16 protein-coding genes, 1 tRNA gene and 2 pseudogenes are annotated in these 18,117 nt (G+C 63.9%); all 19 read left to right on the top strand.

Annotation, left to right across the window (positions count from 1 at the left end; translation table 11 throughout):
- The first annotated feature begins 11 nt into the window (after positions 1-11).
- The 19 genes and pseudogenes from BLTE_RS12705 to tnpC all read left to right on the top strand — a co-directional run bounded on the left by BLTE_RS12705 (position 12) and on the right by tnpC (position 18,116).
- Positions 12-893: an ATP-grasp fold amidoligase family protein gene (locus BLTE_RS12705; protein WP_126401053.1), complete on the top strand. Its 882-nt coding sequence runs from the start codon at positions 12-14 to the stop codon at positions 891-893.
- Positions 894-992: 99 nt separating this feature from the next.
- Entirely contained in the window at positions 993-2,279 is a 1,287-nt protein-coding gene (locus BLTE_RS12700) for a lipopolysaccharide biosynthesis protein (RefSeq protein ID WP_160140607.1), read from the top strand.
- Positions 2,276-3,529, top strand: a complete 1,254-nt coding sequence (locus BLTE_RS12695; RefSeq protein ID WP_160140606.1) for a glycosyltransferase family 4 protein — start codon at positions 2,276-2,278, stop codon at positions 3,527-3,529. Before BLTE_RS12700 ends, BLTE_RS12695 begins: the two co-directional genes overlap by 4 nt.
- The gene (locus tag BLTE_RS12690; protein WP_126401050.1) at positions 3,526-4,857 is read left to right on the top strand and encodes a hypothetical protein; all 1,332 of its coding nucleotides are present in this window, start codon (positions 3,526-3,528) and stop codon (positions 4,855-4,857) included. Before BLTE_RS12695 ends, BLTE_RS12690 begins: the two co-directional genes overlap by 4 nt.
- Positions 4,854-6,041: a glycosyltransferase gene (locus tag BLTE_RS12685; RefSeq protein ID WP_126401049.1), complete on the top strand. Its 1,188-nt coding sequence runs from the start codon at positions 4,854-4,856 to the stop codon at positions 6,039-6,041. Before BLTE_RS12690 ends, BLTE_RS12685 begins: the two co-directional genes overlap by 4 nt.
- A gap of 114 nt (positions 6,042-6,155) precedes the next feature.
- The gene (locus tag BLTE_RS12680; protein WP_244599985.1) at positions 6,156-6,809 is read left to right on the top strand and encodes an LbetaH domain-containing protein; all 654 of its coding nucleotides are present in this window, start codon (positions 6,156-6,158) and stop codon (positions 6,807-6,809) included.
- The gene (locus BLTE_RS12675) at positions 6,806-7,756 is read left to right on the top strand and encodes a glycosyltransferase family 2 protein (RefSeq protein ID WP_126401048.1); all 951 of its coding nucleotides are present in this window, start codon (positions 6,806-6,808) and stop codon (positions 7,754-7,756) included. The genes BLTE_RS12680 and BLTE_RS12675 overlap by 4 nt, the downstream gene beginning before the upstream one ends.
- Positions 7,734-8,054: a class I SAM-dependent methyltransferase gene (locus BLTE_RS12670; RefSeq protein WP_160140605.1), complete on the top strand. Its 321-nt coding sequence runs from the start codon at positions 7,734-7,736 to the stop codon at positions 8,052-8,054. The genes BLTE_RS12675 and BLTE_RS12670 overlap by 23 nt, the downstream gene beginning before the upstream one ends.
- Before the next feature lie 149 nt (positions 8,055-8,203).
- A pseudogene (locus BLTE_RS12665) lies at positions 8,204-9,829 on the top strand (IS1634 family transposase); the annotation flags it as partial.
- Between the two features lie 151 nt (positions 9,830-9,980).
- A pseudogene (locus tag BLTE_RS12660) lies at positions 9,981-10,304 on the top strand (methyltransferase domain-containing protein); the annotation flags it as partial.
- A gap of 186 nt (positions 10,305-10,490) precedes the next feature.
- Positions 10,491-11,462, top strand: coding sequence for a GDSL-type esterase/lipase family protein (locus BLTE_RS12655; RefSeq protein WP_126401045.1), 972 nt, complete (start codon positions 10,491-10,493; stop codon positions 11,460-11,462).
- A 146-nt stretch (positions 11,463-11,608) separates the two neighbouring features.
- Positions 11,609-12,859, top strand: coding sequence for a glycosyltransferase family 4 protein (locus BLTE_RS12650; RefSeq protein ID WP_126401044.1), 1,251 nt, complete (start codon positions 11,609-11,611; stop codon positions 12,857-12,859).
- 22 nt (positions 12,860-12,881) lie between these two features.
- Positions 12,882-13,967, top strand: a complete 1,086-nt coding sequence (gene gmd / locus BLTE_RS12645) for a GDP-mannose 4,6-dehydratase (RefSeq protein WP_126401043.1) — start codon at positions 12,882-12,884, stop codon at positions 13,965-13,967.
- Positions 13,964-14,920 carry a GDP-L-fucose synthase gene (gene fcl / locus BLTE_RS12640; RefSeq protein WP_126401042.1) on the top strand — a complete coding sequence of 319 codons (957 nt, stop codon included), beginning with the start codon at positions 13,964-13,966 and terminating at the stop codon, positions 14,918-14,920. Before gmd ends, fcl begins: the two co-directional genes overlap by 4 nt.
- A gap of 58 nt (positions 14,921-14,978) precedes the next feature.
- Complete coding sequence (locus tag BLTE_RS18140; RefSeq protein ID WP_160140604.1) at positions 14,979-15,116, top strand: hypothetical protein; 138 nt, start codon at positions 14,979-14,981, stop codon at positions 15,114-15,116.
- Between the two features lie 202 nt (positions 15,117-15,318).
- Positions 15,319-15,393, top strand: a tRNA-Gly gene (locus tag BLTE_RS12635).
- 310 nt (positions 15,394-15,703) lie between these two features.
- Positions 15,704-16,054, top strand: coding sequence for an IS66-like element accessory protein TnpA (gene tnpA / locus BLTE_RS12630; RefSeq protein ID WP_126397727.1), 351 nt, complete (start codon positions 15,704-15,706; stop codon positions 16,052-16,054).
- Positions 16,051-16,398 carry an IS66 family insertion sequence element accessory protein TnpB gene (gene tnpB, locus BLTE_RS12625; protein WP_126397729.1) on the top strand — a complete coding sequence of 116 codons (348 nt, stop codon included), beginning with the start codon at positions 16,051-16,053 and terminating at the stop codon, positions 16,396-16,398. Before tnpA ends, tnpB begins: the two co-directional genes overlap by 4 nt.
- 68 nt (positions 16,399-16,466) lie before the next feature.
- Entirely contained in the window at positions 16,467-18,116 is a 1,650-nt protein-coding gene (gene tnpC / locus BLTE_RS12620) for an IS66 family transposase (RefSeq protein WP_126398497.1), read from the top strand.
- Position 18,117: the final 1 nt, after the last annotated feature.

Raw genomic sequence — 18,117 nt, 5'->3', positions numbered from 1 at the left:
GAAATTCGGCGATGAATAGTTTGGCGCATCAGTTGTTCGACACGCTGCCTTCGCATATCCGCGTGCCGTTGCTGCATTTGCGTGCCACGGGCAAAATTCCTAATATTTTCAGGCCGCGTAACCTCAATGATTTACATGCGTGGCGCAAGCTCAACATCAAGCGCGGCTCCTCCCTCGGGGATCTATTGGTGGTCACAGGCTCCAAGCTGCTGATGCGCGATTGGGTGAGTGAGCGTGGGCTTTCGCAACATCTGCCCGACTTGATCGAGGTGCTTCGGTCTCCTGCTGAGCTTGCCGAATTCCGCTGGACGGCACCTTGTGTTTTGAAAGCGGCGCATGGCTCAGCCATGAACGCTTTCCTTCAGGAGGAACCGTCACCGAAACGCTTGGAGGAGGTGAAGAGGGGGGCCGTGCGCTGGTTCGATCGTGGTCACGGTCATAGCGCCGGCGAGTGGTGGTACGGCCTCGGTCCTCGCGCGATTCTTGTGGAAGGTTTCTTCGGGGAGCGCGGCGAGAGTCCGCCAGACTACAAGTTTTTTTGTATTCGGGGTGAACCGCAATTCGTCCAGGTCGACCACAATCGACACACCGGCCACCGACGCAATCTGTTTCTTCCCGATTGGACTCCCTTGAACAGCACGCTCAGCGTCAGGCCCGGCAAGGGTGCAGCCCGTCCCGAGAAGCTTTCGGAAATGCTTGATATCGCGAAGCGACTGTCAGAACCGTTCGATCTGGTCCGAATCGACCTCTATCATTTGGCCTCAGGAAGAATTCTGATAGGCGAGATTACGCATTCTCCAGGGTCAGGATGGGAGTACTTGTCTGACAACGAATTTTCCCAGGCAATCGTGAAGACCTACTATCGCCTAAATCCGGGCTGGCCGAGCATTTAGCTTATTGTCTGGCGCTATAAAAATATTTTCGATAAAATATACAGAACCGTATTCGATTAAATCAGACGGAATTTTCAAGCTTGGGGCGCCGTCATTTCGTTGGCCAAGTTCTTCACGATCAGTTTTGCGTCGTCGCTTCTCGGGCTGATCATCGGCTTGGCAACGGGGGTCCTGGCGGCGCGAATACTCGGCCCGGCCGACAGGGGAAACCTCAGCATCATCGTGTTCTGGGGGCCGTTTCTCGCCAGCATTCTGACCTTGTCGCTAGGCGATGCGCTGGTCGTGAGGTTGGCGACGACCGGCGATCGGCAGGCCCTGATCTCGCGGGCCTATGTCGTCATCCTGACCACCCTGACGATCGGTCTGCCGGTCGGCGGTGCGGTCATCTATTTCGCCACGGCGGAGCATGGCGGGTTCATCGTCGCCGCGACCCTGCTGTTCTGGCTGGTTCAGGCGTGCGAATTATGTATGGCCTCTGTCGCCCAGGGCCAGCTTCGTGACGAGCGTCGGTTCGCGACATTGAGCGGTCTTCGCCTTCTTGTCCCGCTCGGTTTTCTTGCATTCATTCCGATTGGATATGCGCTCGACGGGGGTATCAGGGGCTTCGTCGCCGCGCATGTCGCAAGTCTTGTCCTGGCGCTGGCGGTGAGAATGTGGGTGACGCGCGCCTGGACGGTGTTCGGGAAAGCCCCCGCCATTGGCGAGAATCTGGTTGGCACCGCGCTCAGCTTTCATGGCGTCTTCGTCGTCGGCATTCTGGCGGGGCAGATCGATAAGCTGATCATCATCCAGACCGAGGCGCCCGAACGGATCGGGCTCTACACCGTCGCCCTGAGCCTTGCCGGTCCGATCCAGGGCTTTCTCGGGGTGGCGATCCAGATGATCGCGCTGCCGGCGCTGGTCCAGCAGGCCGACCCCATCCGCCGGCAGGCGGCGGCCTTGCGGCTGTTCCGGCTGACCTGGGCGGCCTCGCTGGCAGGGGCGGCGGCGACCGCGGTGGCGGCACCGATCGTGGTGCCGTTCCTGTTCGGCAGCGCGTTTGCGGGCGCCGGTCCGCTCGCAGCGTTTCTCACCATAGCGCTCGCCTTGATGCCGGTCCGCGCCGCCTTGACCGAGGCATTCAAGGCTGAGGGCGATGGGCGCCGTCCGCTGATCGGCCAGTTCGTCTTTCTCGTTGGGTTCCTGGTGGCATTCGGCATTGCCGTCGCGTTGGGGCTGGAATGGCCGGTGGTCTGGGGCGTCGCCGCCGCGAACCTGGCGGCCACCCTCTATCAGGCGGTCGCATATGCCCGGCATCACCCGAACGTGCGTGTGTCGGCGTGGGCCATCCCGACATGGACGACGGCGCGGGAACTTACGACGTTGATGCGGACGATTGTCAAATGAACATGCGCGTGAACCCTGCGACTGAAGCCGCAGCCCTTCGCGTCCTGGTCGTCCAGATGGGCGCGCGCCGCGCCTACGAGCTCGCTCGCATGCTTGAGCAGCGCGGAGCTCTGGCGGCCCTGCAGACGAGTGCCGCTTGGCCGGAGGGGCGTGTTCCGGGTGGACTGATCGGTCGCATCCTGGAAAGGCATCCTGGTCCGCGCGCGCGGCGTACGGTTCGGGGCATACCGCCGGAAAAGGTGCGCACCACCGTTCTTCCCGAGGCCGCCGGCTCTGCCCTTCGCGCACTCGGCGTCGAAACCGAGAGGAGATTTCGCGTCGAGGACTGGCTGCTCGGCCTGGAGGCGCGTCGGCACGGTCTGGCGGGCGCCAATGTCGTCCTCAACACCAGCGGCAATGGCGGCATCGGGTTTTTGCGATGGGCGAAGGGGCAAGGGGCGAAGATCGCCACCGACATTGTGGGAACACCTCTATTTCATGAGATCATGATCGAAGAGCGGGCGCGCTGGCCGGATTGGGAGCCGGAAATCGATCTACGGCGCTCCGCGAAGGTCTTTCGCGCCCATATCGAAGCGGTCATGGAAATCTCCGACCTGCTCCTCTGTCCATCGGCGACCGTCGTCGATGGCCTCGCCGCGTTCCGTGGCTTCGATCCGGGCAAGGTCGCGCGGGTCCCCTATGGACTCGGCGCGGCATCGATTCAGGTCGGGCTCCCGGTGCCAAAGCGCATCCTGTTCGCGGGGCGCGCGTGGATCGGCAAGGGCCTGCCCTATCTTGCGGAGGCGGCACGCATCCTCGGGACGCTTGATCCGGCCTACGAAATCCGGGTGGCTGGGCTCGCCTCGGACCGTGTGCGGGCGCGGCCCGAATGCGCCGACCTGACATTTCTCGGCCACCTCGGTCCGGACCGAATGGCCGAGGAGTTCCGCACGGCGGATGTGTTCTGCCTGCCCTCACTTGCCGAGGGCATGGCCAGTGTGACGCTCGAAGCCCTTGCGCACGGCATCCCGTGCGTCGTCACGCGATCCGCCGGATCGCCGGTCGTCGATGGCGAGGATGGCCTGATCGTGCCGGAGCGCGATGGCGTCGCGCTGGCCGAGGCGATCGCCGCGATTGCCGCCGATCGCGCGATGCGGGCGCGTATGTCGGGGGCCGCGCTCCAGCGCGCTAGTGAGCACACGTTGGACAAGATCGGCAGCCGGCTCCACGCGGTGCTCGCCGATCTGGCGCTTCAGGGGGCGGCCGCATGACCGAGGTTCTATTCTGGGCCAACTGTCTGCTGGCTGGTGTCATGCTGGCAGACGGTCTTCAGCGGCGGGAAGGATATATGGAAGTCCCGTTCCTGTCGGCCGCCATGTATGTCGTCTGGTTCCTGCCGCAGGCCGCGGCTCTGCTCGACGATAGTACGTTGCCGGAATGGGGCTTAGCGCGCGTCTTGGCGATGTCGCTGCTGTGTCTTGGCGCCATATGGCTCGGGTGGCGCAAGGGCATTATTGGCGCGCCGAAACGGGTGCAGCTACTCGAGGTGCCGGTTGCCGGGTTGGTCTGGCCGACCCTGGTCCTGACCCTGTTTGCGGCCGTGTTGCATATACTGATTGGGTCGCAGCCCGATGAGGTCCGAGTGGGTCGCGTGTGGACTGGGCCAATAACTATCATGGCGTTCTTCTCTTCTGTCGGTTCGATATCCTTAGTGCTTTCTCTTGCTATGGTATTGAGGCGGGCGACAATCGCAACTGTCGCTATTTTCGCTATAAATCTCATGATATACGCTCCGGAGGTACTGATTTATTTTCGCCGGGCAAGCACTTTCCAACTCGTCTTCGGCTGCCTTATCGCGTTGTATTTCGTTCGGGGATGGACGATTTCCCGGAGGGGTTTAGTCGTGGCAGCCTGTCTAGGGTTCTTTTTTATCAACGGCGTGGGGCATCTGCGGGCTCTCGGTGGCGGCTACGCGCTCAATGCGAGCGGGAAGCTGGAAACGAGAATTCCCACGCTCCAGGAGATCATGGACATCGATTGGCTCAGTGTCGCGGATGGTTTTGAGAAGAGCCGGAGTATATCGGAGACCCGCAATGCCGTTGTATTCATGGACGTCATTGCTGAGGCGGGGTCGTTCACGCTTGGCGGAGAATTTTTTAATTCAATTCTGAGAAACTATATACCAGGTCAAATCGTGGGTTTTGACGTCAAAAGCAACATGAAGGTCGGCGCAGATCTCGAGGAGATCTCTCTTGCGTACGCGGGATACGAGAAGCAGATTGGCTCAACGACCACCGGGTTTACGCATCCGTACCGTGATTGGTGGTATTTAGGCGGCGCAGCGTTCTGGATTCAGGCTTATTTTATGGGAAAATTTTGGAAATTTGCGCGAAGTGGTAACATAAAGTATTACGCCGCTTATGCGGCGACCTTGGGCATGTCAATTCATTCGTTGACGCACTTCGGATACTATTGGTTTGTTAAAAATATATTTATCATTTCTGTTTTATGGGGCGTATTTAGATTGGCGACTGAGATGAACAGCATCCGCCGATCGGCAAGACCGCTCTCCCGGCGGGAACTCAAGGGCGTGGCGTGACGACGGATTTCGACGGCTCTGTCGCCCTGGTGACCGGGTCATTGTCGCGCAATGCCGGCGGATTGTTCCATTCGGTGCGGGCATCCGCGCGTGCCCTGCAGCAACGGGGCGTAGAGGTCGCTGCGTTCGGCGTGCGTGACCAGTATACCGAGCCGGATCTCAGCGCGTGGGGTGCGGTCCAAACGTGCGTTTCGAAGACAGTTGGACCGGCTGTATTTGGATATTGTCCCGAACTGTCCGACGACCTTCTGCGGCGTGACTTCGACATCGTGCATCAGCAAGGATTGTGGATGCTGTGGTCGACCTCGGTGTCCCGCTGGCGCCGGCGTACATCGCGGCCGGTAATGATCACACCGCGCGGCATGCTCGATCCCTGGGCGCTTCGCAATTCCGCCTGGAAAAAGAAGCTGGCGCTGGCGTTCTATGAGCGGCGCAATCTTGAGGGCGCCGCGTGCCTCCACGCCTTGACGGCATCGGAAGCCGCGTCGATCCGCGCGCTCGGGCTGTCCAATCCGGTCGCACTGATCCCCAACGGCGTGGACCTTCCGCCGCCGGATGCATCCTGGCCGCGCCCCGCGGTGCTCGGCGACGACGACCGGGCCGTGATGCTGTTTCTGGGCCGCCTCCACCCCAAGAAGGGCCTGCGCGAGACGCTGCTTGCCTGGGCGCGGCTGAAGCATCGCGCACCTGCGACCGCGGCACGCTGGCGGCTCGTGCTGGCCGGCTGGGATGATGGCGGACACGCGTCAGGCCTCACGGCCCTGGCCGCCGATCTCGGCCTCGCCGACGATGTCCTGTTTCCCGGCCCGTTGTTCGGTGATGAAAAGGCGGCGATGCTGGCGCACGCCCAAGCCTTCATCCTGGCCTCCTATTCCGAAGGACTGCCGATGGCGGTGCTCGAAGCGTGGGCCAATTGGCTGCCGGTGTTCATGACCGCGGCGTGCAACCTGCCCGAAGGGTTTGCCGCCGGGGCCGCCGTCGAAATCACCACCGATCCCGACGACATCGCCGAGGTGCTGGCGACCCATCTCGGATCGCCCACCGATCTCGCAATCGTCGGCAGCCGCGGCCGGGAGCTGGTGGAGACGCGTTTCACCTGGGACCGCGTGGCCGACGATCTGCTCGCCGTCTATGGCTGGCTGGTTCGCGGCACCAATATGCCCGCCTGCGTCGCGACCGCCTGATCGGGATGCACGTGACGTCGCCTGCGGGATGTTGTCCGGCATCGCGCTGCGCCCAGGCGCGGCACACTCAGGCGCGGCACACATGGGCGCGGCACAAATGGGCACGGTGACCGGATGTTTGCGAAGCCCGACATGGAGCAATTGTCAGTGACAGACGCGGCTGAGCGGGCGACGCTTGAGCCGGCTGCGCCCGCCCCGCCTGCCACGGACGGGCGGCAGAACGCTCGCAGCCGCCTGAGGACCGTGCCGTCGCCAAGCGTGGGCGACAAGCTCCGGCGCTTGGCGTGGACCATTGTCGAATCCACGCTCTACCGGTGGTCGCCGGTGCCGCTCCATGGCTGGCGGCGTTTTCTGTTGCGGATGTTCGGCGCGCGGATCGGGAAGGCGGCCCATCCCTATCCGTCCGCCCGCATCTGGGCGCCATGGAATTTGACGATGGGCGAGGGCAGTTGTCTGGCTGCCGGCGTCGACTGCTATAGTGCCGCCCCGATCACGCTTGGCGATGGCAGCATCGTCAGCCAGCGTGCCTATCTCTGCGCGGCGACCCATGACATCCGCGACCCCGCCTTTCCGCTCGTCGTGGGCCCGATCACGATCGGGGCGCACGCCTGGATCGCGGCGGAAGCATTCGTCGGTCCGGGGGTGACTGTCTCGGGTTTCGCCGTGGTCGGCTCTCGCGCCGTCGTTACGCGCGACGTCGCGCCTGCCGCGGTGGTCGTCGGCAATCCGGCCAGGCAAATAGGCATCCGGACACGGGACGTACCGTGAGCCTCCACGCAATCGTCCTGACGCTCAACGAGGAGAAGCACCTCGAGCGCTGCCTGCGAAGCATCGCTGCCGCGTGCGATTCCATTCTCGTGGTCGATTCGGGATCATCGGACCGCACGGTCGAGATCGCCGGGCGGTTCGGCGCAACGGTTCTGGTGAATCCCTTCGTCAACCACGCGACGCAGCTCAATTTCGCGATTGCATCCTTGCGGGGCCGCGGCGGGTGGCTGTTGCGGATCGATGCCGACGAAGTGCTGCTGGATGCGCCGGATGCGGTCCGCGCGGCTCTCGCTCGAATGCCGGACGATGTCGATGGCCTGCTGGTTCGACGCAGGCTGCACTTTATGAACCGCCCGATGAGATGGGGCGGCATGGATCCGATCTGGCAGCTCCGCATCTGGCGCGAAGGGCGGGGCATCTGCGAACAGCGATGGATGGACGAACACGTCATCGTCGAGGGCCGTGTTGCGAAGTCCCCGTTGAGGATCGATGACATCAACCTGAATTCGCTGGGGTGGTGGACGGAGAAGCACAATTGGTACGCTGCCCGCGAAGCCATCGACATCCTGGCGCACAGGCACGGTGTGTTCGCCATCCAGTCGGTGTCGCGGTCGAGCGGACTTGATCAGGTGGTGCTCAAACGTGCGCTTAAGAACAACCTCTATCTGAAGCTTGGAGGCGGCGCGCGTGCACTTCTCTATTTTTTCTATCGCTATGTCTTCCGCCTGGGCTTTCTCGATGGGCGTGAGGGTTGGTACTTCCATGTCCTGCAAGGGTTTTGGTACCGAACCCTTGTCGATGCGAAGATTATCGAGATCGAGACATTTGCCGCGCGGAACGGTGTGCCGCTAGCGGACGCGATACGTGCCTGTACCGGCCTGGATCCGCGGCCGGCAGATGCAGCGATCAAGTGTGAGCAATTCGATGATTGTGCACAACGCGCCTGAGTATGCCTACAAATCCGCAGCACACACGGCAGCGCACGATATTCTTGTCCCGTGCCTCGATCAGGTGCTCGGAGAGATCAAGCCCTCTCGAATCTTCGATCTGGGGTGCGGGAATGGCAGCGTCGCAAACCACCTGTCGAAGAATTTTGACGTTGCCGGCATCGATCTGTCGGAATCGGGGATTGCCGAGGCGAACGCGGCGTTCCCACACCTTCGGCTTGAACGCGCGTCGGTCTATGATGATTTGGCCGGGAAATACGGACAGTTCGATGCCGTTGTCAGCCTTGACCCGAGTTGAACAGTGAAACGGCCGATTTCGTCATAAGCCGTTGATTTTGCTGGGGCGGAGTCGGCGATTTCGCAAAACGTAGTGCCACGCCGAACGCTAGAAATAGCTTGATTGATGGCTCCGAGTCTGATCCCGTAGTGTCAGCCTCGGAGGCCGCCATGTTCTTCCGTCTCAAAGGCTCCGGCGGACGCGCCTACGTCCAGATCGTTGAGAGCAAGCGCGTCGACGGCGCCGTCCGCCAGTCCGTCATCGCCACCCTCGGCCGCGTCGACGACCTCGCCACCTCCGGTGCCCTGGCCTCGCTCCTGGCGTCGGGGGCGAAGTTCACCGACCAAGTCCTGCTGCTGCGAGCGCTCGACGAGGACACTGAGGGCCAGCTCTCGGCCGGCGCCAAACGCATCGGCGGCCCATTGGTGTTCGGGCGGGTCTGGCAGCGCCTCGGCATCGACGCCGTCCTTGAGGATCTCCTGAAGGAGCGGGCCTTCGAGTTCGCGGTCGAGCGCGCGGTGTTCGCCGCTACCCTGCACCGGCTGTTCGTGTCCGGCTCCGACCGCGATTGCGCATCCTGGATGGCCGACTACGACATCCCCGGCACCGACGGGCTCGACCTCCATCACTTCTACCGGGCGATGGCCTGGCTCGGCGAGGAGGTCGCGAAGGCTGCTGAGGGCGAGCTCGCGCCGAGGTGTGTCAAGGATGAGATCGAGGAACGGCTGTTCGCGCGCCGCCGTGACCTGTTCTCCGACCTGTCGGTGGTGTTCATGGACACCACCAGCCTGTCGTTCTACGGCGAGGGCGGCGAGACGCTCGGCGAGCGCGGCTATTCGAAGGATTACCGGCCCGACCTCAACCAGATGATCCTGGCCCTGGTGGTCGATGGTGCCGGCTGGCCAATCTGTACGGAGATGTGGCCGGGCAACACCGCCGACGTCACGACGCTGCTGCCGGTGGTGGACCGGCTGCGCGGCCGCTTCCGCATTGGCCGGGTGTGCGTGGTCGCCGACCGTGGCATGATCTCGGCTTCGACCATCGCCGGGCTCGAGGAGCGCAAGCTCGAATACATCCTCGGCGCCCGCGAGCGCACCGACACCGTCGTGAAGACGGTGGTGCTGGCCGACGAGCGCCCCTTCGTGCCGCTGCTGATCGAACGCCAGCGCGGCGAGACCCAGTTGTTCGTCAAGGAGGTCACCGTTGCCGGCATTCGGTACATCGTATGCCGCAACGAGGCGGAGGCCGAGAAGGACCGTGCCGATCGCCAAGCGATCGTGGCCGGGCTCGAAGCGCAGCTGAAGAAGGGCGACAAGACGCTGATCGGCAACTCGGCGTACCGGCGCTTCCTGCGCAAATCGAAAAAGGCCGAAGGTCAGCCGGCCTTCGAGATCGACCCCGGCAAGCTCGCCGAGGAGGCTCGCTTCGACGGCATCTTCGTGCTGCGCACCAACGCCAGGATCACCCCGCTGCAGGCGGTGCTGCGCTATCGTGATCTGCTCCAGGTCGAGGAACAGTTCCTGCGCGCCAAGGCGGTGATGCGCACCCGGCCGATCTTCCATTCCTCCGACGCGGCAATCCGGGGCCACGTGTTCTGCTCGTTCCTGGCGCTGTTGATGCGCGCGGAACTCGACGAACTCTACAACGACGGGGTTTTGGAATGGGCGGCGCTGCTGCGCGAACTCGACCGGCTCCAACAGGTCCGGCTCCGTCACCGCGAGGTCGATTGGCTGGTGCGCACCGACGCGACACCGGCGGTGAGCGATCTCTTCCGGCGTGTCCGCATCGCGCTGCCGCCCCGGGCGCGACAGGCTAAACCGCCGGACCCCGAGCCGGCGCCGAAACCGGCCCTGAAACGCCGCGGCCGCCCGAGGCGTAGTGCCACGCCGCCTCGAATTTCGCCAAAAATTACGTCAGGCCAGTAGCTTACGAAATTCCGCTGTTGAAGTGGGGCTTGAAGTGGTCGAACATCTGATCGACCCGCGACTCTATGCGCGGCGCATGTTCGATCTGGTTCGTCCGGGCGGCCACTGTATCGTCTCGACTCCCTATCACGGCTATCTGAAGAACGTCGCCATGGCCGTCACGGGAAAGATGGACAATCATTTCACGGTGCTGTGGGACGGCGGGCACATCAAGTTCTGGTCAGTCCGGACGTTGACGACTCTGCTGGAAGAAGCGGGCTTTCGCGACGTCCGGTTCCGGTTCGTGGGCCGGGTGCGCTGGCTTGCCAAGTCGATGGTCGCCGTGGCGCGCCGCCCGACCATGTGAGAGTCAACTCACTCCTCGGCAAATTGTCAGACAGATCACGACGAGGCGGGCCGGAATGCCCCGGCTGATCTTCATCAACCGGTTCTTTCATCCGGACCACTCCGCCACGAGCCGGTTCGCCGCCACCGTTCGCCGTTATTATTGGCAAGGGGGGGGTAAGATTCGGATGAGCTTAAGGAACGCGCCATGAGGCGGATTATAACGATAGCATTACTCATCGCGATTGCTGTCGTCGGTGCCGAAGCGTTTGCTCGATTCGGTCTTGGTCTAGGCGATCCACCACTGACCGTGATCGACGCCGAACTCGAATACATCTTCAGACCCGGGCGAACCTACGAACGTTTCGGAAATATTGTTTCCTACAACTCAAAATCGATGCGAGCTTCTGAAGTCCCACCCGCGAAAAATGGGGACGATTTCCGCGTCTTGGTGCTCGGTGACAGCGTGGTCAATGGTGGCGCTCTGACCGATCAAAAGGATATTTCTTCAGAAGTATTGGCAAGAAAAATCGGTGCAAACGCCTGGGTTGGCAACATTTCAGCAGGTTCTTGGGGGCCTGCAAATCTGCTCGCCTATGTCACGAGACATGGATGGTTCGACGCCGACGCTGCCCTCATCGTCGTCAGTACGCACGACCTGGAGGATCTGCCCGAGTTTCGCGTGCATTATGGCGACGATTTTCCTGAAGAATCTCCGATGTCGGCGTTGTCGGAACTCATCACGAGGTATTTGCCCAGGCACATCCCGGCGCTCGGTCCTTATTTGAGATCTGAGCCATCCCCTCCGTCGGTCACCTATTCCCCGGACGAGCGCAGGCAAAAGGGGGAGGCGGCGCTTCGGGATTTGATTGCGGCAGCGCAGAAGAATGTCCGTAACGTCGTCCTCGTGTTGCATCCGACCCGAACTGAAACTGCAGGCGCTGCTGAGGAGAGCGAGATCGAGCAGAGAGCGCGATTGACATCGATTGTGAAGTCGACAGGTGTTCCTATGTTTGACGTCGAAACCGTGGCCGGTTGGAAGACTGAATTGTATCGCGACGACATCCATCCCAATGCAGCAGGCCAAGCTGCATACGCCACCATTTTTGAATGCCTGCTCAAGACGTTTGGAGGGGACGCTTCGGTGGATGTCTGTAGGAGTTCAGGGCATGTACGCTGATGCCAAAGCATATCTATATGTAAAAGACGGAATATCCATTTATATGGCGTGATAAGCACGTAGCGTTGCGAGAGTGTTGAAGTATTTTCGCTCAGAAGGACAAGCCGGGCGCAAATGATGATGCGTTCCGCCATGGATCTACCAGAATGACCCGGCTGATCTTCATCAACCGGTTCTTCCATCCGGACCACTCCGCCACGAGCCAGATCGTCTCTGACCTCGCCTTCGGCTTGGCGCGGGACGGGCGCGACGTGGTGATCGTGACGAGTCGGCTGCGCTACGACGATCCGGCGGATGTGCTGCCGGCTTGCGAGACGATCAACGGTGTTCGCATCCGCCGGGTGGCGACCACCGGCTTCGGCCGAAGTGGGCTCGTTGGTCGTGCCGTCGATTATTTGTCGTTCTATATCGCGGCGTTTGCTGTGTTGGCGCATGAGGTCCGGCGCGGCGATATTGTGGTTGCCAAGACCGATCCGCCGCTGATCTCGATCGTCGCGGCAATGGTGGCGAAGGCCAAGGGCGCGCGCCTCCTCAATTGGCTGCAGGATCTCTATCCGGAGGTTGCGGCAGAGCTTGGCCTCAAGACCTTCGCCGGCTGGCGTGGAGCGCCGCTGCGTGCGCTGAGAACGTGGTCGCTGCGCGCCGCGACCGCCAATGTCGCGATCGGCGAGCGGATGGCGGCGCGATTGCGCTCGCTCAGCGTTGCGCCGGAGACGATCCAGGTGATTGCCAATTGGTGCGACGATGCGGCGATCGAGCCCATCGATCATGCCGACAATTCGCTTCGCCAGGAGTGGCAATTGGGAGACAGGTTCGTCGTCGGCTATTCAGGCAATCTCGGGCGCGCCCATGAATTCGAGACAGTCCTCGGCGCGGCACGCGAACTCGCCGGCGAGCCGGATATCGCCTTCCTTGTCATCGGCGGCGGCCATGGCATCGAGCGGTTCCGGCGCGCGGCTGCCAATCTGCCGAACGTCGTCTTCAAGCCCTACCAGCCGCGCGATCGCCTCGCGCAATCGCTCGGTGTCAGCGACGTGCATTGGGTGTCGCTGCGGCCCGAAGTCGAAGGCCTGATCGTTCCGAGCAAGGTCTATGGAGTCCTCGCGGCCGGCCGGCCGATCCTTGCCGTCTGCGACCGCGACGGAGAGGTAGCGCGGTTGGTCGGACGGCACGATTGCGGCGCGCAAATCGACATCGGCGACAGCGCAGAGCTTTCGCAAGTGATCCGCCATCTGCGTGATGCGCGTGACGAGACACGACGCCTCGGCCGCAACGCGCGCGTGGCACTCGAGGCGCATCACACGAAGACAGCGATGCTCGCCACCTGGACGGCGCTGCTCGACGCCGCCGCCACCGCGCCCAGGCCCGCGGCGGAGAACGTGCTTCATCGCGCCTGATGGCGCAGCCTTCGGAATCGACATGACCAGCAAAGTCGCTCTCATCACCGGCATCACCGGGCAGGACGGCGCCTATCTCGCCGAACTGCTGCTCGACAAGGGCTATTTCGTCCACGGCCTGCGGCGGCGGTCGTCCTCGTTCAATTCCGCGCGCATCGAGCATCTCTACCAGGATCCGCACGAGGAGAATGTGCGCTTCCTCACCCATTATGGCGACCTGACCGACTCGACCAATCTGATCCGTATCGTGCAGGAGACGCAGCCCGACGAGATCTACAATCTCGCCGCCCAGAGCCATGTGAAGGTGTCGTTCGAGACGCCGGAATACACCGCCAACGCCGACGGCGTCGGCACGCTACGGCTGCTCGAGGCGCTGCGCATTCTCAAGCTGGAAGCCAAGACGCGCTTCTATCAGGCTTCGACCTCCGAGCTGTACGGCCTGGTGCAGGAGACGCCGCAGCGCGAGACGACGCCGTTCTATCCCCGCAGCCCCTATGCGGCGGCGAAGCTCTATGCCTACTGGATCACCGTGAACTATCGCGAGGCCTATGGCCTGCATGCCTCCAACGGCATCCTGTTCAATCACGAGAGCCCGATCCGCGGCGAAACCTTCGTCACCCGCAAGATCACCCGCGCGGTGGCAGCCATCGAGCTCGGGCTGCAGGACAGGCTCTATCTCGGCAATCTCGACGCCAAGCGCGACTGGGGCCACGCCCGCGATTATGTCGAGGGCATGTGGCGCATCCTGCAGCAGGATCGGCCGGACGACTATGTGCTCGCCACCGGCGAGACGCATTCGGTGCGGGAATTTGTCGAGCTGGCCTTCGCCGAGGTCGGCCGCACCATTGCCTGGACGGGCAGCGGCGTCGATGAGACCGGCATTGATGCCAAGACCGGCAAGGTGCTGATCGAGATCGACCCGCGCTATTTCCGCCCCACCGAGGTCGATCTCCTGCTCGGCGATCCGACCAAGGCACACGAGGCGCTGGGCTGGCGCCACACCACGCCGTTTCCGGATCTCGTCCGGGAGATGGTGGCGGCCGACCTTGTCACCATGCGGCGCGAGATCGCCGCCCATGGCGCCCGGCTGCGGGATGCCGCCGAATGAGCACGGAATTCGACCTGTCCGGCAAGCGCGTGTTCGTGGCCGGCCATCGCGGCATGGTCGGCTCGGCCATCGTACGCCGCCTGGCGCAGGAAGACTGCGCGGTTCTCACAGTCGGGCGCGCGGATGTCGATCTCAGGCGTCAGGATGACGTCGAGGCCTGGATGAACCGCGCGCGGCCGGACGTGGTGCTTCTCGCCGCGGCCAAGGTCGGAGGCATTCTCGCCAACGACACCTATCCGGCCGATTTTCTCTACGACAATCTGATGATCGAGGCGAACGTCATCCACACCGCCTTTCGCGTTGGCGTGGCGAAGCTTCTGTTCCTCGGCTCTTCCTGCATCTATCCCAAGTTCGCGCCGCAGCCGATCACCGAGGATGCACTGCTCACCGGCGCGCTGGAGCCGACCAACGAATGGTACGCCATCGCCAAGATCGCCGGCATCAAGCTAGCGCAGGCCTATCGCCGCCAGCACGGCTGCGACTTCATCTCGGCGATGCCGACCAATCTCTACGGCCCCGGCGACAATTTCGACCTCGCCTCCAGCCACGTGCTGCCGGCTTTGATCCGCAAGGCGCACGAGGCCAAGCTCCGCGGCGACAGCGAGATCGTGTTGTGGGGAAGCGGAACGCCGCGGCGGGAGTTCCTGCATGTCGATGATTGCGCCGACGCCTGCGTCCACCTCATGAAGACCTATTCGGGGGCCGAGCACGTCAATGTCGGCTCGGGCGAGGACATTTCGATTCGGGACTTGGCCGAACTGGTCTGCGGCATCGTCGGCTTTCGCGGGCGCATCGTCCACGATCTGTCTAAGCCGGACGGCACGCCGCGCAAGCTGATGAGCGCCGACAGGCTGCGTTCGCTGGGTTGGCAGCCGCGCATCGGCCTTTGCGACGGTGTTGCCGCGACATACGCCTGGTTCTGCGATCAACAGCCGATGCGGGCGGCGTCGTAGGCGAAATCGTCATGCTGGTCGACCACGACCGTTCTACGCCATCAAGCCGGAGCAGCTCGTGGACAAGATCGTGGTGGACACCCGCGGCGTGTGGCGGCGGCCGGCGCAGCAGGGGCCGGCCGGGCAGGCCGCGGTGAATCGCGAGCCCGGCGGGCGCCCCGCCGCACCGGCCGAATCCGAGGCGGAGCCGGTTTGAGGCCGATGGCGGCGGACGGAGTCCGTTGCCCCGCCCTTCGAATTCGCGTGGCATTTCAAGCCAATCAGGCCGCGCGTCTGTGGGTTCCCTCCCCAAATCCACAGAAAGCGCACAAGATGCGAAAGACCCCCTTGCGTCGGGGGGGAGGCTTTCGCTATATGCTGAGCACTCGGCGCCGGGAACGCCCCGGACGCTGATGGATGCGGGTGTAGCTCAGGGGTAGAGCACAACCTTGCCAAGGTTGGGGTCGAGGGTTCGAATCCCTTCGCCCGCTCCAAAAACTCAAAACAATCAAGCGCTTGCAAACGGCCCGGAAGGGCCGTTTTGCGTTTCTGGCCTCGCCCGCTTCGGCCGTGCTGCGTGCCAGCGGGCTTGCCACACGACGTCTGCGGGCTCGGCGCAAAAGTTCTGCGGCCGAAAGTTGATCCATGGGAAGAGGGAGGTAATTAGGTAGCGCGAGCCGATTTCGCGCTCCATGGCCGCGTCGATCAGTATCCCTCCGGCGTGGGCCGCCTTGTGTGGGACCTCGCGCTTCGCGGATGCTGCGCGCATAGGAGCGCTCTTACGAGCGCGCGTAAGAGCGCAGCATGAGCCAGATGACGGTGCTGACGGGGCCGGAGCGGCGCCGGCGGTGGAGCGGCGAGGAACGGCGGGAGATCGTGGCGGCGGCGTTTGCGCCGGAGGCGATCGTGGCGGACGTAGCACGGCGCTACGGGGTATCGACCAGCCTGATCTACAAATGGCGGCACGAGGTTGGCGACGGGACGAGCGGGGTTGGGTTCGCCCGCGCGATCGTCGTGGAGGCCGGTGGGACGGCCGCGGCCACGAGGGAAGACGGCGCCGCGATCGTCGTGGAATTGGCCGGCGGCGTGCGGGTTGAGATCGGCGCGTCTGCGCCGGCGGCGTTGGTGACGGCAACCCTCAAGGCGCTGCGATGATCCCGGTTCCGGCGGGCGTGCGGATCTGGATCGCGACCGGACATACGGACATGCGCAAGGGCATGCAGGGCCTGGCGCTGCTGGTGCAGGAAGGGCTCGGCCGCGACCCGTTCGGCGGCGACGTCTTCGTGTTCCGGGGCCGCGCCGGGACCTTGATCAAGGCGTTGTGGCACGACGGCATCGGCTTGTCGCTCTACGCCAAGCGGCTCGACCGCGGGCGCTTCGTGTGGCCGGCCACGGTCGACGGCGCGGTGGCGCTGACGGCGGCGCAAATGAGTTATCTGCTCGAGGCGATCGACTGGCGCAATCCCCAGCACACATGGCGGCCGCAGAGCGCGGGCTGATCAAATAATTGCGGCGACGCTCCACTTTGCACGTCACACCGCGGCGAAGATGTGATTCCATAGGATGCATGGACGCCGATGGTGATGCTGCCGCCGAACTCGCCGCGCTGAAGGAGGCGTTGGCGGCTGAGCGCGCAAAGACGCTGGAGGTCGCCGCAGACCTTGCGGTGGCGCGCGCCAAGGCCTCGGAAGATCAGGCGCTGATCGCCTATCAGAAGCTGCAGATCGCCAAGCTCGAGCGGCAGATTTACGGCCAGCGGTCGGAACGTGCGGCACGGCTGATCGAGCAGCTGGCGCTGGCGTTCGAGGAGCTCGAAGCGGGCGCGACCGAGGACGAACGCGCGGCCGAACAGGCCGCCGCCCAGACGACGACCGTGCGGGGCTTTACCCGCAAGCGCGCCGAGCGCCAGACCTTCCCCGAGCATCTGCCGCGGGAGCGCGTGGTGATCGATCCCCCGGCGGCCTGCGCGTGCTGTGGCGGCACGCGGCTGCGCAAGATCGGCGAGGACGTGACGCGGACGCTGGAGGTGATCCCGCGCCAGTGGAAGGTGATCGAGACGGTGCGGGAGAGGTTCAGCTGCCGCGACTGCGAGACGGTCTCCCAGGCGCCGGCGCCGTTCCATAGCATCCCGCGGGGCTGGGCCGGTCCCAGCCTGCTGGCCATGATCATGGTCGACAAGTTCGGCCAGCATCAGCCGCTGAACCGGCAGGCCGAGCGTTACGCGCTGGAGGGCGTGCCGATCGCGCTGTCGACGATGGCGGACGCCGTGGGGGCGGTCTGCAGCGAGCTCGCTCCGCTGCTCCGCCGCCTGGAGGCTCATGTGATGGCGGCAGAGCGGCTGCACGCGGATGACACGACCGTGCCGGTGCTGGCCAAGGGCAAGACCGACACCGGGCGCTGCTGGGTCTATGTCCGCGACGACCGGCCCTTCGGCGGCACCGATCCTCCGGCGGCGATGTTCTACTATTCGCGCGACCGCCGGGGCGAGCACCCCCAGGGGCATCTCGCCGGCTACGCGGGCATCCTGCAGGCCGACGCCTATGACGGCTACGCCCCGCTCTACCTGGTCGGACGCGCCCCTGGGCCGATCCGGGAGGCGGCCTGTTGGGCCCACGCGCGGCGGCCGTTCTTCGCCATGGCCGACATCGAGGGGACGGCGCGGCGCCGGGCCGCCGGCAGGACGGACGCCGTGCTCTCGCCGATCGCCATCGAGATGGTGCGCCGGATCGACGAGCTGTTCGAGATCGAGCGGTCGATCACCGGCACCAGCGCGCAGCAGCGCCTCGCCGTTCGCCAGGAGCGAAGCCGCCCCCTGGTCGAGGATCTTCATCGCCACATGCGCGAGGAGCTTGCCAAGCTCGCGCGCGGGCACGACCTCGCCAAGGCGTTCAATTACATCCTGAAGCGCTGGGCGAGCTTCACGCTGTTCCTCGAGGATGGGCGGGTTTGCCTGTCGAACAACGCCGCCGAACGCGGGCTTCGCGGCATCGCTCTTGGTCGCAAGTCGTGGCTGTTCTGCGGGTCCGATCGGGGCGGGCACCGCGCCGCCGCCATGTACAGCCTGATTGTCACGGCCAAGATGAACGGCATCGATCCGCAGGCCTGGCTGGCCGACGTCCTGGCGCGCCTGCCAAGCCACCCGGCGCATAGGCTCGATGACCTCCTGCCCTGGAATTGGGCGCCACGGCCCTCGGCACTCTCCGCTCGGGCGGCGTGAG

The organism is Blastochloris tepida, from assembly GCF_003966715.1.
GTDB classification, from domain to species: Bacteria; Pseudomonadota; Alphaproteobacteria; order Rhizobiales; family Xanthobacteraceae; genus Blastochloris; species Blastochloris tepida.
The sequence above is the reverse complement of the archived record's forward strand: the minus strand, read 5'-3'. Positions and strand labels throughout refer to the sequence as shown.

Excerpts from the sequence above, each read along its gene's own strand:
- BLTE_RS12705 (WP_126401053.1), top strand. The coding sequence starts at position 12 with ATGAATAGTTTGGCGCATCAGTTGTTCGACACGCTGCCTTCGCATATC.
- BLTE_RS12695 (WP_160140606.1), top strand. The coding sequence starts at position 2,276 with ATGAACATGCGCGTGAACCCTGCGACTGAAGCCGCAGCCCTTCGCGTC.
- BLTE_RS12690 (WP_126401050.1), top strand. The coding sequence starts at position 3,526 with ATGACCGAGGTTCTATTCTGGGCCAACTGTCTGCTGGCTGGTGTCATG.
- BLTE_RS12680 (WP_244599985.1), top strand. The coding sequence starts at position 6,156 with ATGTTTGCGAAGCCCGACATGGAGCAATTGTCAGTGACAGACGCGGCT.
- BLTE_RS12670 (WP_160140605.1), top strand. The coding sequence starts at position 7,734 with ATGATTGTGCACAACGCGCCTGAGTATGCCTACAAATCCGCAGCACAC.
- BLTE_RS12655 (WP_126401045.1), top strand. The coding sequence starts at position 10,491 with ATGAGGCGGATTATAACGATAGCATTACTCATCGCGATTGCTGTCGTC.
- BLTE_RS12650 (WP_126401044.1), top strand. The coding sequence starts at position 11,609 with ATGACCCGGCTGATCTTCATCAACCGGTTCTTCCATCCGGACCACTCC.
- gmd (WP_126401043.1), top strand. The coding sequence starts at position 12,882 with ATGACCAGCAAAGTCGCTCTCATCACCGGCATCACCGGGCAGGACGGC.
- fcl (WP_126401042.1), top strand. The coding sequence starts at position 13,964 with ATGAGCACGGAATTCGACCTGTCCGGCAAGCGCGTGTTCGTGGCCGGC.
- tnpA (WP_126397727.1), top strand. The coding sequence starts at position 15,704 with ATGAGCCAGATGACGGTGCTGACGGGGCCGGAGCGGCGCCGGCGGTGG.
- tnpB (WP_126397729.1), top strand. The coding sequence starts at position 16,051 with ATGATCCCGGTTCCGGCGGGCGTGCGGATCTGGATCGCGACCGGACAT.
- tnpC (WP_126398497.1), top strand. The coding sequence starts at position 16,467 with ATGGACGCCGATGGTGATGCTGCCGCCGAACTCGCCGCGCTGAAGGAG.